Raw genomic sequence first — 19,048 nt, forward strand, 5'->3', positions numbered from 1 at the left:
GATCCGCGTCGCTGTCCTTGGTGTCGTCCCCTACGTTAGCCAGGGTGGCCGTGTAGCCCGCCGGGGCACTGAAGCCCACCACGTAGCTCAGGCTGCTGCCCGGCGTCAGGCCCGTGAAGCTGTAGAAGCCACTGGCGTTGGTCGTCGTGGTCAGCGAGGCTGCCCCGTTGACATACAGGGTGGCCACTACTCCGGCTAAGCCGGGTTCGCCACTGTCCTGAATGCCATTCTTGTTCAAGTCAATGAAGACGAAGTCACCCAAAGAAGCGCCTGGCACGTAGAAGCCGGCGTCCAGATTGGGATTGTTCTCTCCCGGAGCCAGGGTCACCGAGCGGGTCACGCCCGTGATCGGATCGGCATCGCTGTCTTTGGTGTCATCCCCGCCCTGCTGAGCCAGCGTGGCCGTGTAGCCCACCGGTGTGGTGAAGCTCAGCGAGTAAGGTACGCCCGGCGTCAAGCCCGTGAAGGAGTAGATGCCCGACCCATTGGTGGTCGTGGTAGCCACCACCGTGCCATTGCTGACCAGTGTCACCACCACACCCGGGATGCCCGGCTCACCTGCGTCCTGAACACCATTCTTGTTGGTGTCCACGAAAACAAAGTCACCCAACGAAGCGCTTGGCACATAGAAGCCAGCATCAACGGTTGGGTTATTGCGGGCTGTACTAGATTCAGGTTGACTCGTGTCAATTGTGTAAACGCCGGTAAATCCGTTTACCCCGGCATCACTATCTTTATCATCCGTAACGCCGGCGGCATTAGCTGTAGTCGATAGATAACCGGAAGGCGAAACAAATTTTACGACATAACTTCCATCAGTAAGGCTATCAAACGAGTATTTACCGCCACCAGATGTAACGGTTGAATCCAGCTTAGTTGTGCCAAGCTGATCGTACAGATAAACCTTTACCCCATCAATACCTGGTTCGCCCGGTGTTTGGGCACCATCTTTATTGATATCTGCAAATACGTAATCACCCAGGCTACCATAAGGGCCCTGGATTATTTGAATATCACAACAGTTCGTTGCCGGACACCCATTCCGGTAGGTGACAAATCGATATACACCAGGACTCTTTATGGTTAGCGAGAAATCACTGTTGACTTCGGCTAACGAGGTCGAGACTGCCGACGTACTGATTGGCATGTTATCCCGATACCAGACAATCTGGTCGTAGCCAGATGGGATCGACACTGTATACTCGTCGCCGGGGTACCAAAGGATAGGAACCGAAAAACAGACGGCGTCATAATCATCCTCTGTTAAATTCTGGTTGTTTGGAATTGAGTTACTATCGGTTTGGTCAGCCGAAATCACTTCAGCCGTATTGAACCAAACACCCCGTTGTAGAACGGTTGCTTTTAAAATCAATACCGCTGAGTCTCCCGGAGCAATTGGCGATGTTATGTTCCAGGTACCGGTAATTGCCGATGCAGACGTAACAGATGCAAAGGTCCCGTTTCCCCGCACGGTAGTAGCCGATCCGGGAACATAAGCAACTCCACCAAAGGGAAGCTCGTCCTTTATGGTTACGTTCGTAGCCGTCGTTGAACCAGGTGCATTGGCGACAACAACCGTATAGGTAACAATGTCGCCGATAACAGGAGCCTGGCTGTTGATCGTTTTGTGAAGGCTCAGGTTTATTGTTGGCGTTTGAGCCTTAGCAGGTAGAACTACCAGCCAAAGCAAAAACAAAGCTAACGCCGTACTGGCGTTCCTCAACAAAGGCGTGGCTGCACCCTGAACATAGCCTATAAACGGGGCTAGCAGTCTTTCAGACGTGCTTTCTCCCCAAGGCTTTGCTCTCCTAGGTACAGACCCCCCACCTGTGTCTACCAGCACCTGGCGAGACTTTCCGTGAAGTGATTCTTTTAGTACAATTCGCTCATTCATTGGATCTTGTGCAAAATAATTGGAGGCTCTTTGTGAATAGGAGGTTCGAAAACCAGGTGGACTCGAACCCTGTATATCAGGTGGCTCTCCATCAAATCTGGCGAATTCGCCAAAAGTGCCTTCTGCACTCACGGAAGATCTTATAGCTGTAGCTGGCAACGAATAGATCGGTTGCGAAACCATAGTTTTTTGAATTGTCATGAACCGTCCAGTAAGCAATTCAAAAAGGTAGGTTATTAACCGTCCGGCAAGATTGAATGCTTGCTTCTGTTGACCGATCGACTGTCGATTGCCTTCAATAGGCCTATCGTCGGTCATAGGTAAAATACTAGTGGTTCGTCGTGTAGACATGTCTTCCATCTGCAACTTAAATTAGGACGGTTTCCAGTTTGCAAATCGAAGCCTGTAGATTAATCAATAATTCAGACCAGTATACCTATAAGGGGTCACCGTTCTCCGTTATGAAGTCCAAAGGCTCTTTTGCTCCTCTAGAATTCAACTAAAACTATGCCAAACAACACATTCGGCTATCCACTTCCAGTTAATAAGCCATAACCATCTCTCAATTAGGACATTATCTCAACATATTGAGTACATACTATAGGTCTGAAAGCCTTATAAGCATCGACAATAGCCTCTTTCTTCATAATATGCAGGGTAGGGGCTAGTTAGCGAAAACTATGCCAACTGTATGTCGTTCTGCTATATTTTAGTTACTTGTTTAATTATTGTATCTACAAAATGATGTCTATCAATGATCCAATGTTCTTTCCCGTCATTGGAATAGATATAGATGGTACGGTCCAGCAAACCAGTCTCGAATATACTTAACTACTGAAAAAGATTATTTTTTTATCAATAAATAAAACATAATAGTATATCAGCTTTTTAATTATTCATCTGATTACCCACAAAAAAGGCCGCTCTTATAAAGCGGCCTTTTTTGTGGGTAATCAGATGAATAATTAAAAATCATAACCGAGAGTCAAATAAGGAATAGGTTTGCTAACCATTCTATCCTCAAGACCCCAACCGTAGTCAAACTTGATAAAATACCCAAAAATCATCGTTCGTATACCGGCCCCATAACCAATCAGGAAAGGGTTCTTAAAGTTGGTAACGGTAGCTCTAAACGGTATGTTTCCTCCACCTACGATCTCCGTGTTCAGGCTGTTCTGCTGGCTGAAGGGTCCACTGCCCGTCCAGGCAGTACCAATATCGGTGAAGGCAACCAATTGCAGATTTCGCAGGAAATTGGACGTTATATTTCCACGATAGAGGTAGCGAATGAGTGGCAAACGAAGTTCAGCATTAAACAGCATATAACTATTACCCGTTAGCTTTCCCTGGTTGAAGCCCCGTAAAGGTGCGGCAAAATCAAGGAAGAAAACATTCCGATAATCATATGGAATCTCATTCTGAGTCATGTTGGGAACCAGCAACGGATTAGACGGTATAGGTTCTTTCTGACCGCCGATCCAGTTTTCCATCCCTCCCAGCGTGCTCTTCTTCGGTGCAGCACCGCCCGATTGACTGAATGAAAAGCGAGTAGCCAGAATCAGGTCCCGGTGTATTCGCTGATAATGCCGTAAATCGAGTGACAACCGACGAAAACTTTCTGACGAAGACCGTAACCCTGCATATTCTTCATATCGGAGTTTAGCTTTCGTACCAACGGTCATATTCATTCCATTCACTTTCGTATTGTCGAACACAAACTCGCCCCTCAAACCGGCATAGTCAGATACGCGATCGGGTTCAGCAAACGAAGATAGATCGATCAGTCTGGTTATCGCATAAAAAGGTGATACCGTAAAGCGGCTGTTGACCGAAACAGGATACGAAGCAGATACAGCTACCCGATTATACCGGTACTTCTGGAGGATACCCGCCCCGTCGACAAACAGGGTCTGCCGGTCTACGCGGGCTCCGAAATCAATCAAGTGTGTCAGATTCGAATATTCAGCAAACAACTCACTGTTTCTTAGGGTATTTGTCAGACTCAAAAAGCCCCCGGCCCGTAACACATGATTTTCAAGTAAATCCGTCAAGGTAACCTCTTGTGAATAGCCAAAACCCTTGATTGGGTCAACACGCCAGTTGGAAGGCGCTTCATTGATCCCAAATGTGGCTTTATAATCAAATGGTCCACGAATGGTGATGTTCTCCCGTCGCCGATTCCGCGGCAATGTCGTCGTCAAACCCGGCGAAACACCCACAACCGACCGACGCTGGCGGTATTCAGCAGCCTTTACGACCTCAGGGTCAAACTGATAATTATCCGTGTCGACTTCGCCCGGCTCCAGAACCAGCCCTTTAGCCGGGGCAGGCTGGACACTGGCAGTGCGGGTTGCCGTATCGGTTGTGGTACGACTTTTCAACCCAGCAGTGTCCAGCTTTACCGGACTGATTCGCGTTGATGTGGGAGGATTTAACCGATTGAGAGCGGTGGTTCGCTGAGTGGGTGGCGCCTGAACAGATTGCGTCAGGTTCAACTGCGACCGGAAACCAATGTATTCATCGCCATTTTTTAGGCTGCTATACACGAACCCGCCGTTGGCTGGTGTCAGGTCATACAACCTGATACTTTCAGGGAAAGCCGTCAGTTGACTAACCGATTTGGTTTCTGTTTCGAGCCGGTAAAGATTGCGAATACCATTAACGTCGTTCAAAAAGTAAAGGGTTGTCTCATTCGCGGGGATAGGCTGCGTTGCCTGCGACAGTGAATCGGTCAGACGAACTAGCGACAGATCCCGGGCGCTGCCCTCATGCGAAAACAAGCTCAGTCTATCTTTGATGGTTCGGTAGGTACCTTTATCGACACCAAGGGTATCGTCTTTTCGGTTTGAGCTAAATACGACCTGCCGGGCTGTGCGACCAACAAAGGCAGGGTATAGATCGTCATAAAGATCATTGGTCAGCTGCTGATAGGAACCCCGGTTTATGCTGTACAAAAACAGATCATTCTGTCCTTTCCGGTCAGCGCTCATAATCAGACTACCCCCATCTTCGGAGGCATCCATCCAGACCACCTGCGATAGTCCATTTACCTGACGCTTAAATTCCCGTTTGGGCCTTTTTTCAAAACCGCTGTACTGATACAGATTTGTTTTTCCCAGCTCATCCGTCACGATTAGCAGATTATTGTCGCGCTGCCAGGCCAGTAAAGGCGTACTGGTTCGCGTGATCTGTCCATCTAGCCGGTAACCACCGGATATGACAGTTGTCTTTTTCCGGTTCGCTGTATTTACGACCTCAACACTGAATTTTCCATCGTGCAGCACCGAATAGGCGATAAACTGTTTATCGGGGCTCAGCTTCAGATTGATCAACAAGTTCTTATCATCTGCCGAACCAACTTTCACCTGAAAATCATCAGTACCAGCTCGATACGATTGGGCTACCGAATTAGCCATACCGGCGTAATACTCACGCCACTCCCGCAGGAAACGGCTATATGGCACACCCAATGTGCTGGCAATACTGCTTTGCTCATTCCGGATAATACGGGTCAGGTTCAGAATATTCGAGACATTATCCCGACCGTAGCGCTGCACAATATAATTCCAAATGGAATGCCCAACTCGTTCGGCATCTACACCTGATAATAACGATGGTTTTTTGATGGGACGGTTCAACGAAACATCGCGCATGTAATCGTCCAGTTCCAGACTGTTTCCCTGGGCGATATACGAGGCAATACCGGGCATGAACCAGTCTGGCAGTGTTAATAACAGCGAACTTTGAAGCGCATCTTTAAGGCTACCGCCATACAACATGTCGTACACGAAAAGCATGGCTATATCGCGGACGATTTGCTGCCGAAAGCTGATCTGATCGCCCGTAAAGGCCAGTTCAACACGGGATTTTGACAGATTCTGTTCCCGACTGCTCAATCCCTGGGCTGTTAGCCCTATGTTGTTCTGAGCCAGTTCTTCAGGTGAGTTGAACAGGAAAATCTTGGCACGATTATAGGGTGTATACCCCAGCAGTTCAGTAACACGGTCAAATTCGGATTCGGCATACTGCGCTGTCAGGTTAGCAATTTGACTGCCATCCTGATAATAGTAAATTTCGAAGTTCGCCGTTCGGATGATTTTCCATTCGAAGTTGCGGTACTGAATCCGGTTTTTACCGAATCGCTCCAGCGACGGATAGTTCTGTGCCGTGGCTATGCTCAATCCACCCAGCCACAGGCCCAACATCAATATGTATTGATTTCGCATACGGGTATAAAAGACACTGATTAAGACATCCCTGTATCAATATCTACGACAAAACCATAGCCTTGGTTGCGCCTTATTGACTTACGTAAACACCTCAATCGGAAAACTAATCAACTGCCATGATATAACGAAATGCAACGGCTAATATTCGCTTCCGGCTCTAAATCTTCACCATCTAAAAGGTAACGGGCAAACTGCTCGGCCAGGTAAGGTGCCAGCGAGACGCCTTTCGTACCCAACCCACCAAAGATGCCCACAGCGGGTTTTGAGGGATGCAAACCGATTATCGGTCGTCGGTCTTTTGTCGACGGCCGGATACCCGCCTGCTGGTCAACAATCTGGTAAGGAACCTTCAGTATATCCGCTACTTTATTTTCTAGAAACGCGCGACCATCCTCTGTTGTTTTCCAGTCCAGATCGTGCCAGCTATACGTAGCGCCAATGCGAACCAGTCCTTTTCGTACAGGAAGAACAAAAACGCCTTGATTAACTATATTTTTAATAGAGTAATTGTCGACAAGGGCCGTCAGAATCTGTCCTTTCACGGGATTGTAAGGAAGCCAGTCAAATAACGAATTCTCGCGCGACTGAACGCCATCACAAAATATAACTTTATCAATATCAACCCCTTTCCAGACAACGGCTCTCTCTTTGATTGTCAGATCACTATCACTTATCCTTCCTTCGAAGTATTGATTTTTTCTCATAAAATATCCTTTTATGATTCTGACAAACTCCGTTAAATCAACCCACCCTGCCTGCGTTACTTCCAACCCACCTAAAGGGTTATTAATAAACGAACTATAAGCCTGATCATCAACCGATTGGGCTACATATGGACTTGTTTCCGGATCCGCAATCAACGCCAAATAGGCTGCCTTTTCACTTTCTGAGCGAAACGGACGATAAATGTTTTTGGGATGGAAAAATGAAACGCCCAGTTGCTGCTCAACATCACTATAAAACCGATGGAGAAAAGGGAACAATTCATCGGCTTTCCAGGTACGAACCAGCTTACGGCCCGTCAGCGGATTCACCAGACCAGCGGCTACCCCAGAAGCCGACGGCAGTGCAGGGTCATCGACCAGCAACACCGTACAGCCGCGCTGGTCGAGTGTCCAGGCCAGTACCGAACCCGCCACCCCCTGGCCTACTATCAGGTAATCTACAGTCATAGGAATTAGTCAGGTAAGTCGGCAAGTCAGTAAGTCAATAAGCGGCTTCGCCTAAGTCGGTAAGTCGGTAAGTTGGTAAGTTGGTAAGTCGGTAAGTTGGTAAGTCAGTAAGTGGCTGACCGGCGAGAGCAACAATTACGCGTCAGCCACTTACCGACTTATCGACTTACTAACTTAGGCGAAGCCGCTTATTGACTTACTGACTTACTCATCTCTTATTACGGTGAAGTTCGGCCAGACGGCGGTCGGCGCGCTCGATCACCCAGTCGACCTGCTCTTCGATGGTCATGTGCGATGTATCCAGCAGCTCTGCGTCGGGTGCCTGCACAAGCGGACTCTCAGAGCGGGTGGTGTCGATAAGGTCGCGCTTTTCAAGGTTTTTAATAATATCATCCAGATTCACCAGTTCCCCCTTGGCCAGCAACTCCTGCTGTCGACGCTGGGCACGGGTTTGGGTATCGGCCGTCATAAACACTTTCACTTCAGCATCCGGAAATACTTTCGTTCCAATATCACGGCCATCCATCACCACGCCCCGTCGACGCCCCATCTTCTGCTGTTGGGCGACCATGGCCCAACGCACTTCAGGAATGGCGCTTACTTCGCTGACGATGTTGGAAATGTACATTTTCCGAATCTCATTCTCTACATTCAATCCATTCAGACAGGTTTCGTTCTTCCCCGTCCGGTTGTTATGGTTGAAGGTGATGTGGATCTTTTCCAGGGCGGCCGTCACCTCTTTTGTATTTGATAAAGAAATGCGCTCCTCGGTAAAAAAAAGACTAACGGCGCGGTACATTGCCCCCGTATCAATGTAGCCATAACCCATCCGGGCAGCTACCTCTTTAGCGGTTGTACTCTTTCCACAACTGGAATACCCGTCAATGGCAATTACTATCTTCGGCATGTATATCGGCCCGCCGAAGCGGTACTGTTTTGGACAAACGAATCACAAAGATGACGGTTTGACACGTAAGTTTCTACAGGATCGATCGTCGCACGGCACTTTAGCTCACCAGCCTATCCCTAACGACTCGTCATTCAAGCCTTTAGCTCTTTATGCTCCGAACGAAGCATGGAAAAAATGTGCTCATCCAGGTACTGGTTGTTCTTAACGGCGGCCTTCCGGTGAATGGCTTCGTGTGTATATCCGGCCGATTCGAGTACCCGCATAGAGCCAATGTTCCCTTCCAGTACGCAGGCAAAAATGCGATTAACCTGGAAATACTGAAAAATATAGGTCGTCATGATGGGCAGGGCTTCGGTCATAATGCCCCGGCCCCAGTAACTCTCACTGAGCCAGTAGCCCACTTCGGCATTATACCGGTAGATATCATCTTTAACCGTGAAACCAATGTTTCCTACCGCCTGCCCGTCGACGTCAACCGCAAAATTGTTGGGCTGCTGATAAGATTTGTTCGACCGTACCCACGAGTGGGCATCCCTGGGCGTATAGGGATAGGGAAAAAAATCGCGGACGTTGTTCCAGATACGCCGGTTACTGGCATGGTAAACCAACGAATCCTCATCGCCCTCACGCCAGGGGCGCAATTGGCCAACAGAAAGCGGAAACGTAATCAACGTGGTAGTCAAGGTCAATGGAAGCAGATAGGTAATTACGTCACTAACAACGTATGATTCCAAATGTTAACCCAAATTTATCCCGCTCCGCTCCTATTTCATACCCTTCTTACGGGCATTCGTCGGAAAAAGCAGGCATTCAACAGAAAGACATTGTAGTTTTGATCTGCTCAATCAGACAGACCATAATGAAACTCATCGACTTTGGCACTACCTGTATATGCATACGACATGAAGTATTGCCAAGCCCGAACCGTACGCTAAAAAATTAGGGGAGCCAACGCCCTGATCAGTATAATTCTACCCAGCCGACTTACCAACTTACTGCCTAAAAAGACTTATCAAAACTCCCCTATGACCCGCGAGCAACTTATCGGTACGATCGGCAAAAACGGCAAACGAATCCAGTTGCGAGGAACCGATCTGGCTAAGTTCGACTTTAGCGGTCTTGACCTGACAGACGCCGACTTAAGTTTTTCGAATCTCGGGAAGGCGAATTTCAGGGGAGCTATCTTGAGAAAAGCGAATTTGAGCTTTGCCAATCTAAACGGGGCCGACTTTACCGACGCCGACCTTTACGAAGCTAACTTCAACTTCAGTTCACTGGAGAACGTGAATTTAAGTGGGGCCAATGTAGAAGGAGCTTCGTTCAATTTCTCCGGCCGCAGTAAATACCAGTCCGACGATACCAGCTTTCGGCCCGAGCCCATTACCCTGACAACCATTCTGCAAAAACCCGGCTGGGGTACCCTTATCGGTGCCTTTCTGGGCGCCTTGCTGGTGTATGGCTGCAACGCCATCATTTACTTCTCAAACCTGATTCTGACCGCTAAGGATCCACTCATGGCGGGTCTGTATCAGTTTCTCATTGTGCAGAATATAACGGATGGTGTTACTTGTTTTTTATTGACCTGGGCACTCTCCGGCTGGCTTACCCGCCAATTTCAACGTACATGGCAGCGACACGTTATTGTCAGCGTTGCAGTTATGTGTAGCTTCTTCCTGATCAACGCAGTCTTATACCAAACCGTAGGCCAGCCTTATCTGACCACGTTGGCTAACCGGCCCGGTGGCCTTGAGCAAACAGCCCCCTGGTATGTCTACATGGCCGGCGACCTGCTGATTGCCAACATATTTCTGTACGTTTTGCAACAGGGGCGGCAGCTAACCCGCAAGCTCTCTGAGCAGGAATTTCAGCTTCTCAACATGGAGAAGCTGAAAACCCGCGCCGAGCTAGATGCCCTGCAAGCTAAAATCAATCCGCATTTCCTGTATAATGCCCTCAACAGCATCGCCAGTCTTGTTCATGAAGACCCCGATAAAGCCGAAGAAATGACGCTCCTGCTTTCCAAACTGTTTCGCTACTCAACCGGACGCGATGGGGAGTTATTTGCCTCTCTGGCCGACGAGCTGGAGATGGTCCGTACGTATTTGCAAGTCGAACAGGTACGCTTTGGAAACCGGCTCACCTTCAGTGTAGAAATCAGCAATCCAGCATTGAATGAGTTGCAGCTGCCGCAGTTTTTGCTCCAGCCGATTGTTGAAAATGCGATCAAACACGGTATTGCCAAACGTGCAGAGCTGGGCCGAATTGACGTTCGCATTTATGAAAAAGCGGAGGAGGTACACCTCTGCGTGCACGACAATGGCCCGGCTTTTCTGGATGATATGAGCGGAGGGTATGGGCTGCGGAGTATTCAGGATAAGCTCAAACTACTATACGGCGACGATGCCCGCGTTGAACTTCAAAACTGGCCATTGAAACAGGTGCTGATTTCTATTTCGACGGCAAAAATCAAGTCTCCTCATACCGTTACGCTACCCAATCCTCATTGATTTCCCCGTTATGACTTTTCCTCTAAAAACCATATTGATTGACGACGAATCGCTGGCAGTGAGTCGTCTGCGTCGACTATTGGATAAACACCGAGACAGCATTGAGATCATCGGCGATGCCGGTAACGGAGCCGAGGGGCTAACGCTGATTGAAAGCCTTCAACCCGATTTGATTTTTCTGGACATCGAAATGCCGTTGCTGAATGGCTTCGAGATGTTATCGCGGCTAACAACCATGCCGATGGTCGTATTTGCCACCGCCTTCGACCAGTATGCGATTCGGGCTTTCGAAGAAAATTCCATTGATTACCTGCTGAAACCCATTGAAGCAGAGCGGCTAAACCGAACAGTTCACAAAATCAGAACCCTTTCGGAACGAACGGAGGGCGACCAGCGAGCCACGAATCCTATGTCGGAGCGGGTTATGCGGCTGTTAGCACAGATGCAGCCCCGGAAGGAAGTCTATTCCATTTCGGTGAAGACCGGTGAAAAAATCAAACTCATTCCCCTCTCCGACATTGCCTATTTTGAGGCCGAAGACAAATACGTCTTTCTATCCACCACCGACGGACAGAAATACCTGACGACCTACACACTAACAACCCTCGACGAAAAGTTACCCGATACGTTTGTCCGTATCAGCCGCTCGGTAATGGTGAACCGGCAAAAGATCGCGGAAGTCCATCGCCACTTCGACGGCAAATTCCTGCTGGCCATGAGCGATAAAAAAGGTACCAAACTCACCTCCGGCAGCACTTATACCGATACCGTCCGGCAATTGCTGGAACTGTAAGTGCCGCATCGTTTTGCCGTGCTCAATCAGGAACGGGCGTTACGTATAACGCATGGTGCCGCAATTCCTGAAAGGGGTTATTTTTGCCGACAAACAATACGCTTATGAGTAAGAAAAATAGAACCGGTATTCTGTACTCTACAGACCCGGATTTTCAATACCAGTCCGACGAGCAACCCGAAGCGGAAACCCTGCCCCCTGCTCAGCAGAATCTTAAGATCTGGCTCGTCAAGATGGGTGGTAATAAACTGGTAACGACTGTTCGCGAGTTCATCGGCTCCGAGGCCGACTTAGCCGATCTGGGCAAACAACTGAAAGCCGCCTGTGGCGCAGGCGGCTCAACAAAAGACAACGAAATCCTGATCCAGGGCGACCACCGCGATAAGGTGCTGGCGTGGCTGATTGGGAAGGGGTATAAAGCCAAAAAAGCAGGTGGCTGAATAGAGATGCAGGACACCCTGCTCATTAAATAGTAAGGACAAAAATTCACTTGAATGCCTTTAACCCCATGATACAGGGGTAAAGGTATGCCTACAAAAACCATGTATAGTCTGGAGACAGGCATCATTTTTTACCACACGCTGCATCAGGACTTTTAAAATCAGAAACAACAAAAACTATTTAAACAACAAAAACTATGGCACTTATTAATCCGCACATCAACTTCAACGGAAATGCCGAAGAAGCATTCACGTTTTACAAATCAGTATTTGGGGGAGAGTTCGCCCAAATTATGCGCATGAAAGATCTAGCGAGCCCTGACTTTCCGATGGCAGAAAATGATGCCAATAAGATCATGCACATTGCTTTGCCAATTGGAAAAAATATCCTGATGGGCAATGATATCCCTGAACATATGGGACGAGTGGATGAAAATGAGAACCGTTCTAAAATATCGATCAGTGCCGAAAGTCGCGAAGAAGCTGACAAATTATTTAGCGGGCTGTCAGCAGGCGGAACTGTCGAAATGCCGATTGACAACAGTCCCTGGGGTTCTTATTTTGGCATGTTCAGAGACAAATTCGGTATTGAATGGATGGTGGATTTTGACCCGAAATACAACGGAAAAGTATAAGCAAAGTACATCAAAACCTTAACCAGAGGGCAGAATTTGCTTTACGTTTATAAGCAAATTCTGCCTCAATCTACACCACCCATAAGATAGGATAGAAAATGAACCCTACGGTCGACTTTTATTTTGACAAAGCCTCAAAATGGCAGAAAGAATATGAAAAATTAAGAACGATTGTCCTCGATTGCGGACTGACTGAAGAATTGAAATGGGGGGTTCCCTGTTACACGCTTCATAAACATAACGTCGTTTTAATCCATGGCTTCAAAGACTACTGTGCGCTTCTGTTCCACAAAGGGGCTTTATTACAGGATGCCGATGGTATCTTGATTCAGCAAACGGAAAATGTACAGGCAACCCGGCAGATTCGTTTTACCAGTGTTCAGGAAATAATAAAGCTGGAACCCATCCTGAAAGCATATATCTATGAAGCTATCGAAGTAGAAAGAGCCGGGTTAAAAGTCGAATTAAAGAAAACAGCTTCGTTTCAAACTGTCGTAGAATTTCAAACGAAGCTAGACGAAGTTCCGACTCTAAAAGCCGCTTTTGAGTCTTTGACACCAGGACGCCAGCGCGCTTATCTGCTTTACTTTGCTGCACCCAAACAAGCCAAAACCCGTGAATCGAGGATTGAAAAATGCATGCCGAATATCCTCAATGGAAAGGGGTTGAACGACTGATAAGTCAAGACAGGCATTTTTCCGGCAAAGCGCATAAAAAAGTGTATGACATAGGGCCGAATGGCATTCTACATAATACACTCCATTTCACATACACATACCTTTCTATACCACGCCCCCCATCCACTTTTTCAGTGGTTTGGAGAACAGCATCAGCAACAGGCCAAAGGCTAAACTTGGGTAGGCCACACTTTGAAACAGTGCGGGCATGTTTTGTACGTTTTTCTCGTCGAAGCCCCCCGCAAACAGACCCGCGATCAGGTTACCGAGCGAGGTGCCGACAAACCAGATACCCATCAACTGGCTGGCATACCGCTTTGGTGATAGCTTCGAAAATGCACTCAATCCTACAGGGCTCAGGCAAAGCTCGCCAAGCGTATGAAACAGATAGGTAAAGGTCAGAAAAATAGGGGAGGTAAGCTCACCTGTCAAGGCAATGCGTGAAGCAAAAACCATGACCAGATAACCCAGCCCAAGCAATATCAGGCCAATGGCAAATTTTGCAGGCGTTGGCAAACTGATATTCCGGTTGGCTAGTAAGATCCATAAACTTGCCAGAATAGGCGAAAAAATCAGGATGAAAGCCGGGTTGAAATTCTGGAACCAGCTCGATGGCAAATGCCAGCCGAAGAAGTTAAGGTCGGTGTAACGGTCGGCGAATATTTGTAAGGACGATCCCTGCTGCTCGAATCCCGCCCAGAACAACGCTGCCGCCAGAAAGAAAACGAACAGCACAACCACTCGCTTTTTTTCAACGAGATCAAGTCCACCCGCCACCAGAATATAAATGAAGTAGCTGACGGCCACCAGGGAGATAATAGCGCCCATACCTTTTGCCAGACCCTGAGCCGTTGTCAGGTCAATGACATGGGTGAATTGGAGCGTTGCCAGAATTAATACCAGAAAGGCAAGAAAGCCCAGGATAGACTTGTTTCCGTTCGACGATTTCACCTCCGACGGATCGGCTTTTTTCGGCTCATTACCATACAGACTAAGGTATTTTTGGCCTAACAATCGAAACGTAACCATGCCCAGGCCCATACCAACGGCTGCGGCTCCAAATCCGTAATGCCAGCCCACTTTCTGCCCCAGGTAACCCACAATCGTGATGCCGAGAAACGAGCCCAGGTTGATACCCATGTAGAAGATTGAGAAAGCGGCATCCTTACGGGCTCCCCCCTCCGGATACAACTCGCCAACAATAGTGCTGATATTAGGCTTGAGTAAGCCGGTACCGAGAGCAACAATACACAGACCGGTATAGAACAGGCCGGTACCGGAGGGAATGGCCAGAATAATATGGCCAAGCATAATAATTAATCCGCCGTACCAGATGGATTTGCGCTGGCCCAGAATATTATCGGCGATCCAGCCGCCGGGTAGCGAAAGGAGGTAGACCGATGCGGTGTAAATGCCATAAATGGCGGCTCCTTCCGATTCGTTGAGGCCCATACCACCCCGAACGTTGTCGATCAGAAACAGCAGCAGGATAGCCCGCATGCCATAATAACTAAACCGCTCCCACATCTCGGTGAAAAATAGGACATAAAGACCGGTTGGGTGGCCTTTACGAGTTGTGGGGGTATCCAGAGTAACTTCCATAAAATTAGGTTAAGTAGTCAGTTTGCCGAAGAATATGATGACTCGCAATGGTAAAATTGCGGTTATTAAGTAAAAAAATAGTTGTAAATATATCTTCGATAGTCGAAACCGCCAAAGATAGGCCCCGAGGCCCTTTACCCTAAACGCTTCCGTCATACCGATCTGTATAGCCGCTATTTTATTCGATTTATGTCTGGTTTAGCGTAACTTGCTCGTGTTTATTGTTGGTTTCCCGCTGCCCGATTACTGATTCTACTTGCCCATGCTGCTTCCCTTCGACTTTCAGAAAGACCCCTATCTTGTTCTTGATTTTTCGGCAACCAACCCAGACCTCACCAATGACCTTGACCTGACGAACACGGCCGCTTTTTCTGACTACGTATTCGGCAAGATGCGAGCGGCTGGCGTTCAGATTGGGGTAGGCGGCTACAACGAACACCGGGTCATTTACCGCCGGAGTGATCACTTTTCCGCTACCGAAGAGCCCCGCGAAGTTCACCTGGGTATCGACTTCTGGGCCGAAGCCGGAACCCCCGTTTTTGCGCCAATGGACGGCATAGTTCACAGTTTTCAGGACAATAATAACTTCGGCGACTACGGCCCGACCATTATTCTGGAGCATGCTGGTAACGAGACTGGAAAGCAACGCTCTGATGGAGATCAGCTGTATTCTCTCTACGGCCACCTCACCCGCTCATCGCTACTTGGGCTTTATGAAGGAAAGGCGTTTAAAGCGGGTGAAAAACTGGGCGAGATTGGCCCCTACCCCGAAAACGGCGACTGGCCCCCGCACCTGCATTTTCAGCTTATGACCGATATGCTCGGCCTCAAAGGCGACTTCCCCGGCGTTTGCTCGCTCACCGACCGGGCAAAATTCCTGTCTCTCTGCCCAAACCCAAACCAACTGCTGAACATAGCGGGCTTACCTTGATCTGGATTTGATTGATGTGTTTGTCTAAACCGGAGGGGTTGCCCGGCCGGTGGTACACAAACATAACAGCCGCACGCAACTTTCAAAATAAACTTTCAATTTATTTTGAAACTACAAAAACATCTATTTACCTTTGAGGCATGACATTCGAGGAAGCCAAAGACAAGTTTATTCATACCTGGGGGACGTTGGCCACTCAGTGGGGAATTAATCGCTCGATGGCTCAACTGCATGCGGTACTGCTGATTTCGCCCGAAGCTATGTCGACGGAGGATGTGATGGAGCAACTTCAAATCTCGCGGGGTAATGCCAGCATGAATCTTCGTGACCTGATGGATTGGGGACTCATTTACAAACAACTCAAACCCGGTGAGCGTCGGGAGTTTTTCATCGCTGAAAAAGACATTTGGAAGGTAGCCCGCCAGGTAGCAAAAGAACGCCGTCGGCGGGAAATTACCCCCGTTGTGGAGGTATTGGCCGAACTGAAAGCCATTTCGACCGACACACCCGAAGCACAGGAATTTCAACGTGTGATGACTGGATTGAGCAGTGTTGTTGGCTTTGCCGATAATACACTCAACGCCGTTATTAAAGCCGAAGAAAACTGGCTCATGGGTCAGTTCCTGAAAGTTTTTCGTTAATATTTTTTAGCTCAAAGTTTCATTTATTTCTGAAAATTCAAAATATACGACCATGAAAAAGCTCATTGTTTATGATGAAAGCTGCCCGATGTGTAAGCTGTATACAAAAGGCATGGTAACGGGCAATGACAGCGGTTGCCTAACCCGAATGGGCAGCGGTCAACTGACACACGAACTGATCGGACGGCTAGACCCTCAGCGGGCGCGGCACGAAATACCGCTCGTCGATCTCGATGGAGGTGAAACCCTGTACGGAGTCGATACCTGGCTGTATGCCGTTGGTCAGCGGCATAAACAGTTGGAAGAAGTCTTGTCTACGAATTGGTTCAAGTCCGTTCTCCAAACGCTATACGCCTTTATTTCCTACAACCGTCGCATCATCATTACATCAGCACCTAGGCGCTGGAATCTGATGGACCTCCAGCCCGATTTTCATGCTGGCTTCCGACTGGCGTTCATCGCGGTACTTTCAGGCTTGATCAGCGGTCTTTTCCTGGCCGTCAACTTCCCAATCTGGCTGCCTGCGGTCCTGGCGTTGGTGCTGGGGCAGTTAACCATTACCGGTCTGTATCTGCTTCGCCAGCACCCTGATGACTTCAGCCAGACGATGCTGGATTACACCGGCCATTTCGGCATGAGCCTGCTGCTGGGTAGCGTAGTTAGTGCCATTGGGGTAAGCGTGGGCTGGACACCCCTAATCTATACGGGCTACGCGCTTATGATCGGTCAACACTACATCCGCACCTATCGGCTCGGCCTGAATCCGTGGTTAAGTGTCTGCTTTACGGCTTTGGTCTTTTTGTTGATTCTGCCTCACTAAAGGTACCTGCACACTTACTCAACAACAGAAACCTAAACCCGCTAATTGCCATGGAAAATACCTTCGATCCCCACCAGTGGCACAACAACCTGACCTTTCGTTGGATAGCTCTGCCTGTACTGGCCCATCTGCTTAGCTGGATGATGGGTATAATCGGTATTGCCCTCTTCCCTATTCTGGTAACGGTAGCCCAATATTTAATCTTCACCATTCACCCAGCCGTTTCCCGGCCTGGTGCCTGGTTTTTTACCTTGCCCATCACCTTTTACGTATGGACAAGGTGGGGGCCTGTTGTGACATACTTACAGCCCGGCGGCATACTGTATGGAGTAATTGGCTATTATGCGGGGCAGTTGATTAATACCCTGTTTATTCCGTTGATCAGTAAAGAAGGAAGACCGGAATTACTGTTAAACTGGCTCGGATGCAACATAGTGACCCTACTGGTATGGATAGTATTGCTGGGGGTCATGACTGGATCAACTGAAAGCAGTTCCCATGCGACAAATGCGCTTTACCAATATGTTCTGTTGCCAGCCATTGCGCTGGCGGCCAATTTCACGAGCAGTCTTTTTCTGTTGAAAGAATAAGCATAACCGCTTGAACAGGCATTACTTCGTTAAAAACGCCACCACCGCTTTAGCAAATTCAGGAGTACGCATGGCCCCACCATGATCGCCGGGAACCATGACCAGCCGGGAGCCGGGTATCGCATCGACAAGTGTTTGAGGGTCGCCGTTGTCGGTATCCTTATCGCCGTTGACAACCAGTACGGGTACTTTAATTTTCCCCAGTTCAGTGCGGCTCGTTACGGGCTGGAACTCCTGCATACGCGCCAGTGCGACCGTATCTGCACCCGATTTTTTGGCATAATCAACCGCAGCCTGCAACTCTGGATGGCTTCCGGGCTTGATCAGGGCTTCGTGAAAGTTTTTGCGTCGGTACCAGTTCGGATCTGAAAAATCGACGCTGATACCACCCATGACCGCTTTGTGCACCTGCTTATCCATTGTCAATAATTTAGCGGTCAAAATGGCCCCGCGCGAGTAGCCTACCACGTCGTAGTTCGTCAGATTGAGGTGTTTCATCAGAGCAATCACATCCTTCAATTCGGCATTGTCGCGATAAGCCTCGGCCGTATGCGGTTTGTCGGACAGGCCGTTCCCCCGCAAATCGAGCATAACGACTTTGAAACCGGCATCGGCCAGTGCCTGTCGTACTTCGGCCCGTTTCCAGCTTTCGCTGTTCGAGATAAAGCCGTGCAGCAGAACAACAGGTTTGCCGGTACCCAGCACATCATAATGAATTTTAGTACCATCGAACGACGTGAACAGGGGTTCCCGACTGGTCTGTGCCCGAACGAAACCGGAGAGCAACAGTCCCACAATGAAGAAAAAGGATTTCATAGGATACGTAAATCAATTGTAGCAGATTGGTGAATCAAATAAGTCTAACCTTTCTCTATTCTACCGGGTTATAAGCAACAACAACAAACCACTCAACGACTATGGCAACGCTGATCAACACCGATCTGGCCGAAGACAGGGAAGTAATTGGTTCCCGTATTGGCCGCATTGACCCCGACAACTTTCGAAGTCAACGTAACGATTCTGACGATGAGGGTGCGGATGAAGACGAAACCGACCTGTCCGACGAACCCGTTGATGCCGAAGGCGACCCAACCGGAGAGCACGACCATCACCAGGATGACAACTATGCGCTGGGCGGGCATGTTACGCGTTCAAGCAGTGTTTAAGCCTGCCAAAACCACATACAAGGGGCGCCAATCGGTTTGTC

At 48.6% G+C, this 19,048-nt stretch carries 17 protein-coding genes; 10 read left to right on the top strand and 7 right to left on the bottom strand.

Annotation, left to right across the window (positions count from 1 at the left end; all coding sequences use genetic code 11):
- The 5 genes from ACYVK4_RS00005 to ACYVK4_RS00025 form a co-directional block, all read right to left on the bottom strand.
- Nucleotides 1–1,690: SdrD B-like domain-containing protein (locus ACYVK4_RS00005; RefSeq protein ID WP_461125424.1), on the bottom strand; the 1,690-nt coding region annotated here is incomplete at its 3' end.
- Between the two features lie 1,169 nt (nt 1,691–2,859).
- A complete protein-coding gene (locus tag ACYVK4_RS00010; RefSeq protein ID WP_461125425.1) occupies nt 2,860–6,120 on the bottom strand; it encodes a hypothetical protein in 3,261 nt (1,086 codons plus the stop codon).
- A 110-nt stretch (nt 6,121–6,230) separates the two neighbouring features.
- On the bottom strand, nt 6,231–7,295 hold the full coding sequence (locus ACYVK4_RS00015) for an NAD(P)/FAD-dependent oxidoreductase (RefSeq protein WP_461125426.1): 1,065 nt from the start codon (nt 7,293–7,295) through the stop codon (nt 6,231–6,233).
- 208 nt (nt 7,296–7,503) lie between these two features.
- Complete coding sequence (gene cmk, locus ACYVK4_RS00020; RefSeq protein ID WP_461125427.1) at nt 7,504–8,202, bottom strand: (d)CMP kinase; 699 nt, start codon at nt 8,200–8,202, stop codon at nt 7,504–7,506.
- A gap of 134 nt (nt 8,203–8,336) precedes the next feature.
- On the bottom strand, nt 8,337–8,888 hold the full coding sequence (locus tag ACYVK4_RS00025) for a GNAT family N-acetyltransferase (RefSeq protein WP_461125428.1): 552 nt from the start codon (nt 8,886–8,888) through the stop codon (nt 8,337–8,339).
- A 342-nt stretch (nt 8,889–9,230) separates the two neighbouring features.
- Between ACYVK4_RS00025 and ACYVK4_RS00030 the strand changes: the two genes are divergently transcribed.
- From ACYVK4_RS00030 to ACYVK4_RS00050, 5 genes are all read left to right on the top strand, one after another.
- Entirely contained in the window at nt 9,231–10,712 is a 1,482-nt protein-coding gene (locus tag ACYVK4_RS00030) for a pentapeptide repeat-containing protein (RefSeq protein WP_461125429.1), read from the top strand.
- 10 nt (nt 10,713–10,722) lie between these two features.
- Nucleotides 10,723–11,505 carry a LytR/AlgR family response regulator transcription factor gene (locus tag ACYVK4_RS00035; protein ID WP_461125430.1) on the top strand — a complete coding sequence of 261 codons (783 nt, stop codon included), beginning with the start codon at nt 10,723–10,725 and terminating at the stop codon, nt 11,503–11,505.
- Nucleotides 11,506–11,609: 104 nt separating this feature from the next.
- Entirely contained in the window at nt 11,610–11,945 is a 336-nt protein-coding gene (locus tag ACYVK4_RS00040; RefSeq protein ID WP_461125431.1) for a translation initiation factor, read from the top strand.
- Nucleotides 11,946–12,142: 197 nt separating this feature from the next.
- Nucleotides 12,143–12,580, top strand: a complete 438-nt coding sequence (locus tag ACYVK4_RS00045) for a VOC family protein (protein ID WP_461125432.1) — start codon at nt 12,143–12,145, stop codon at nt 12,578–12,580.
- 98 nt (nt 12,581–12,678) lie between these two features.
- Complete coding sequence (locus ACYVK4_RS00050; protein WP_461125433.1) at nt 12,679–13,257, top strand: YdeI/OmpD-associated family protein; 579 nt, start codon at nt 12,679–12,681, stop codon at nt 13,255–13,257.
- Nucleotides 13,258–13,362: 105 nt separating this feature from the next.
- On the opposite strand, the gene ACYVK4_RS00055 is transcribed toward ACYVK4_RS00050, so the two are convergent.
- A complete protein-coding gene (locus ACYVK4_RS00055) occupies nt 13,363–14,859 on the bottom strand; it encodes a peptide MFS transporter (RefSeq protein ID WP_461125434.1) in 1,497 nt (498 codons plus the stop codon).
- Between the two features lie 262 nt (nt 14,860–15,121).
- Here ACYVK4_RS00055 and ACYVK4_RS00060 point away from each other — a divergent pair, with 262 nt between their 5' ends.
- From ACYVK4_RS00060 to ACYVK4_RS00075, 4 genes are all read left to right on the top strand, one after another.
- Nucleotides 15,122–15,790, top strand: coding sequence for a peptidoglycan DD-metalloendopeptidase family protein (locus ACYVK4_RS00060; RefSeq protein WP_461125435.1), 669 nt, complete (start codon nt 15,122–15,124; stop codon nt 15,788–15,790).
- 140 nt (nt 15,791–15,930) lie between these two features.
- Nucleotides 15,931–16,431, top strand: coding sequence for a GbsR/MarR family transcriptional regulator (locus tag ACYVK4_RS00065; RefSeq protein ID WP_461125436.1), 501 nt, complete (start codon nt 15,931–15,933; stop codon nt 16,429–16,431).
- 52 nt (nt 16,432–16,483) lie between these two features.
- The gene (locus tag ACYVK4_RS00070; RefSeq protein WP_461125437.1) at nt 16,484–17,251 is read left to right on the top strand and encodes a hypothetical protein; all 768 of its coding nucleotides are present in this window, start codon (nt 16,484–16,486) and stop codon (nt 17,249–17,251) included.
- Nucleotides 17,252–17,301: 50 nt separating this feature from the next.
- Nucleotides 17,302–17,841: a hypothetical protein gene (locus ACYVK4_RS00075; RefSeq protein WP_461125438.1), complete on the top strand. Its 540-nt coding sequence runs from the start codon at nt 17,302–17,304 to the stop codon at nt 17,839–17,841.
- 21 nt (nt 17,842–17,862) lie between these two features.
- Here the strand turns inward: ACYVK4_RS00075 and ACYVK4_RS00080 are convergent, their stop codons facing one another.
- Nucleotides 17,863–18,657: an alpha/beta fold hydrolase gene (locus tag ACYVK4_RS00080; protein ID WP_461125439.1), complete on the bottom strand. Its 795-nt coding sequence runs from the start codon at nt 18,655–18,657 to the stop codon at nt 17,863–17,865.
- A gap of 101 nt (nt 18,658–18,758) precedes the next feature.
- Between ACYVK4_RS00080 and ACYVK4_RS00085 the strand changes: the two genes are divergently transcribed.
- Entirely contained in the window at nt 18,759–19,007 is a 249-nt protein-coding gene (locus tag ACYVK4_RS00085) for a hypothetical protein (protein WP_461125440.1), read from the top strand.
- Nucleotides 19,008–19,048 lie beyond the last annotated feature (41 nt).

The organism is Spirosoma aerophilum (genome assembly GCF_054782495.1).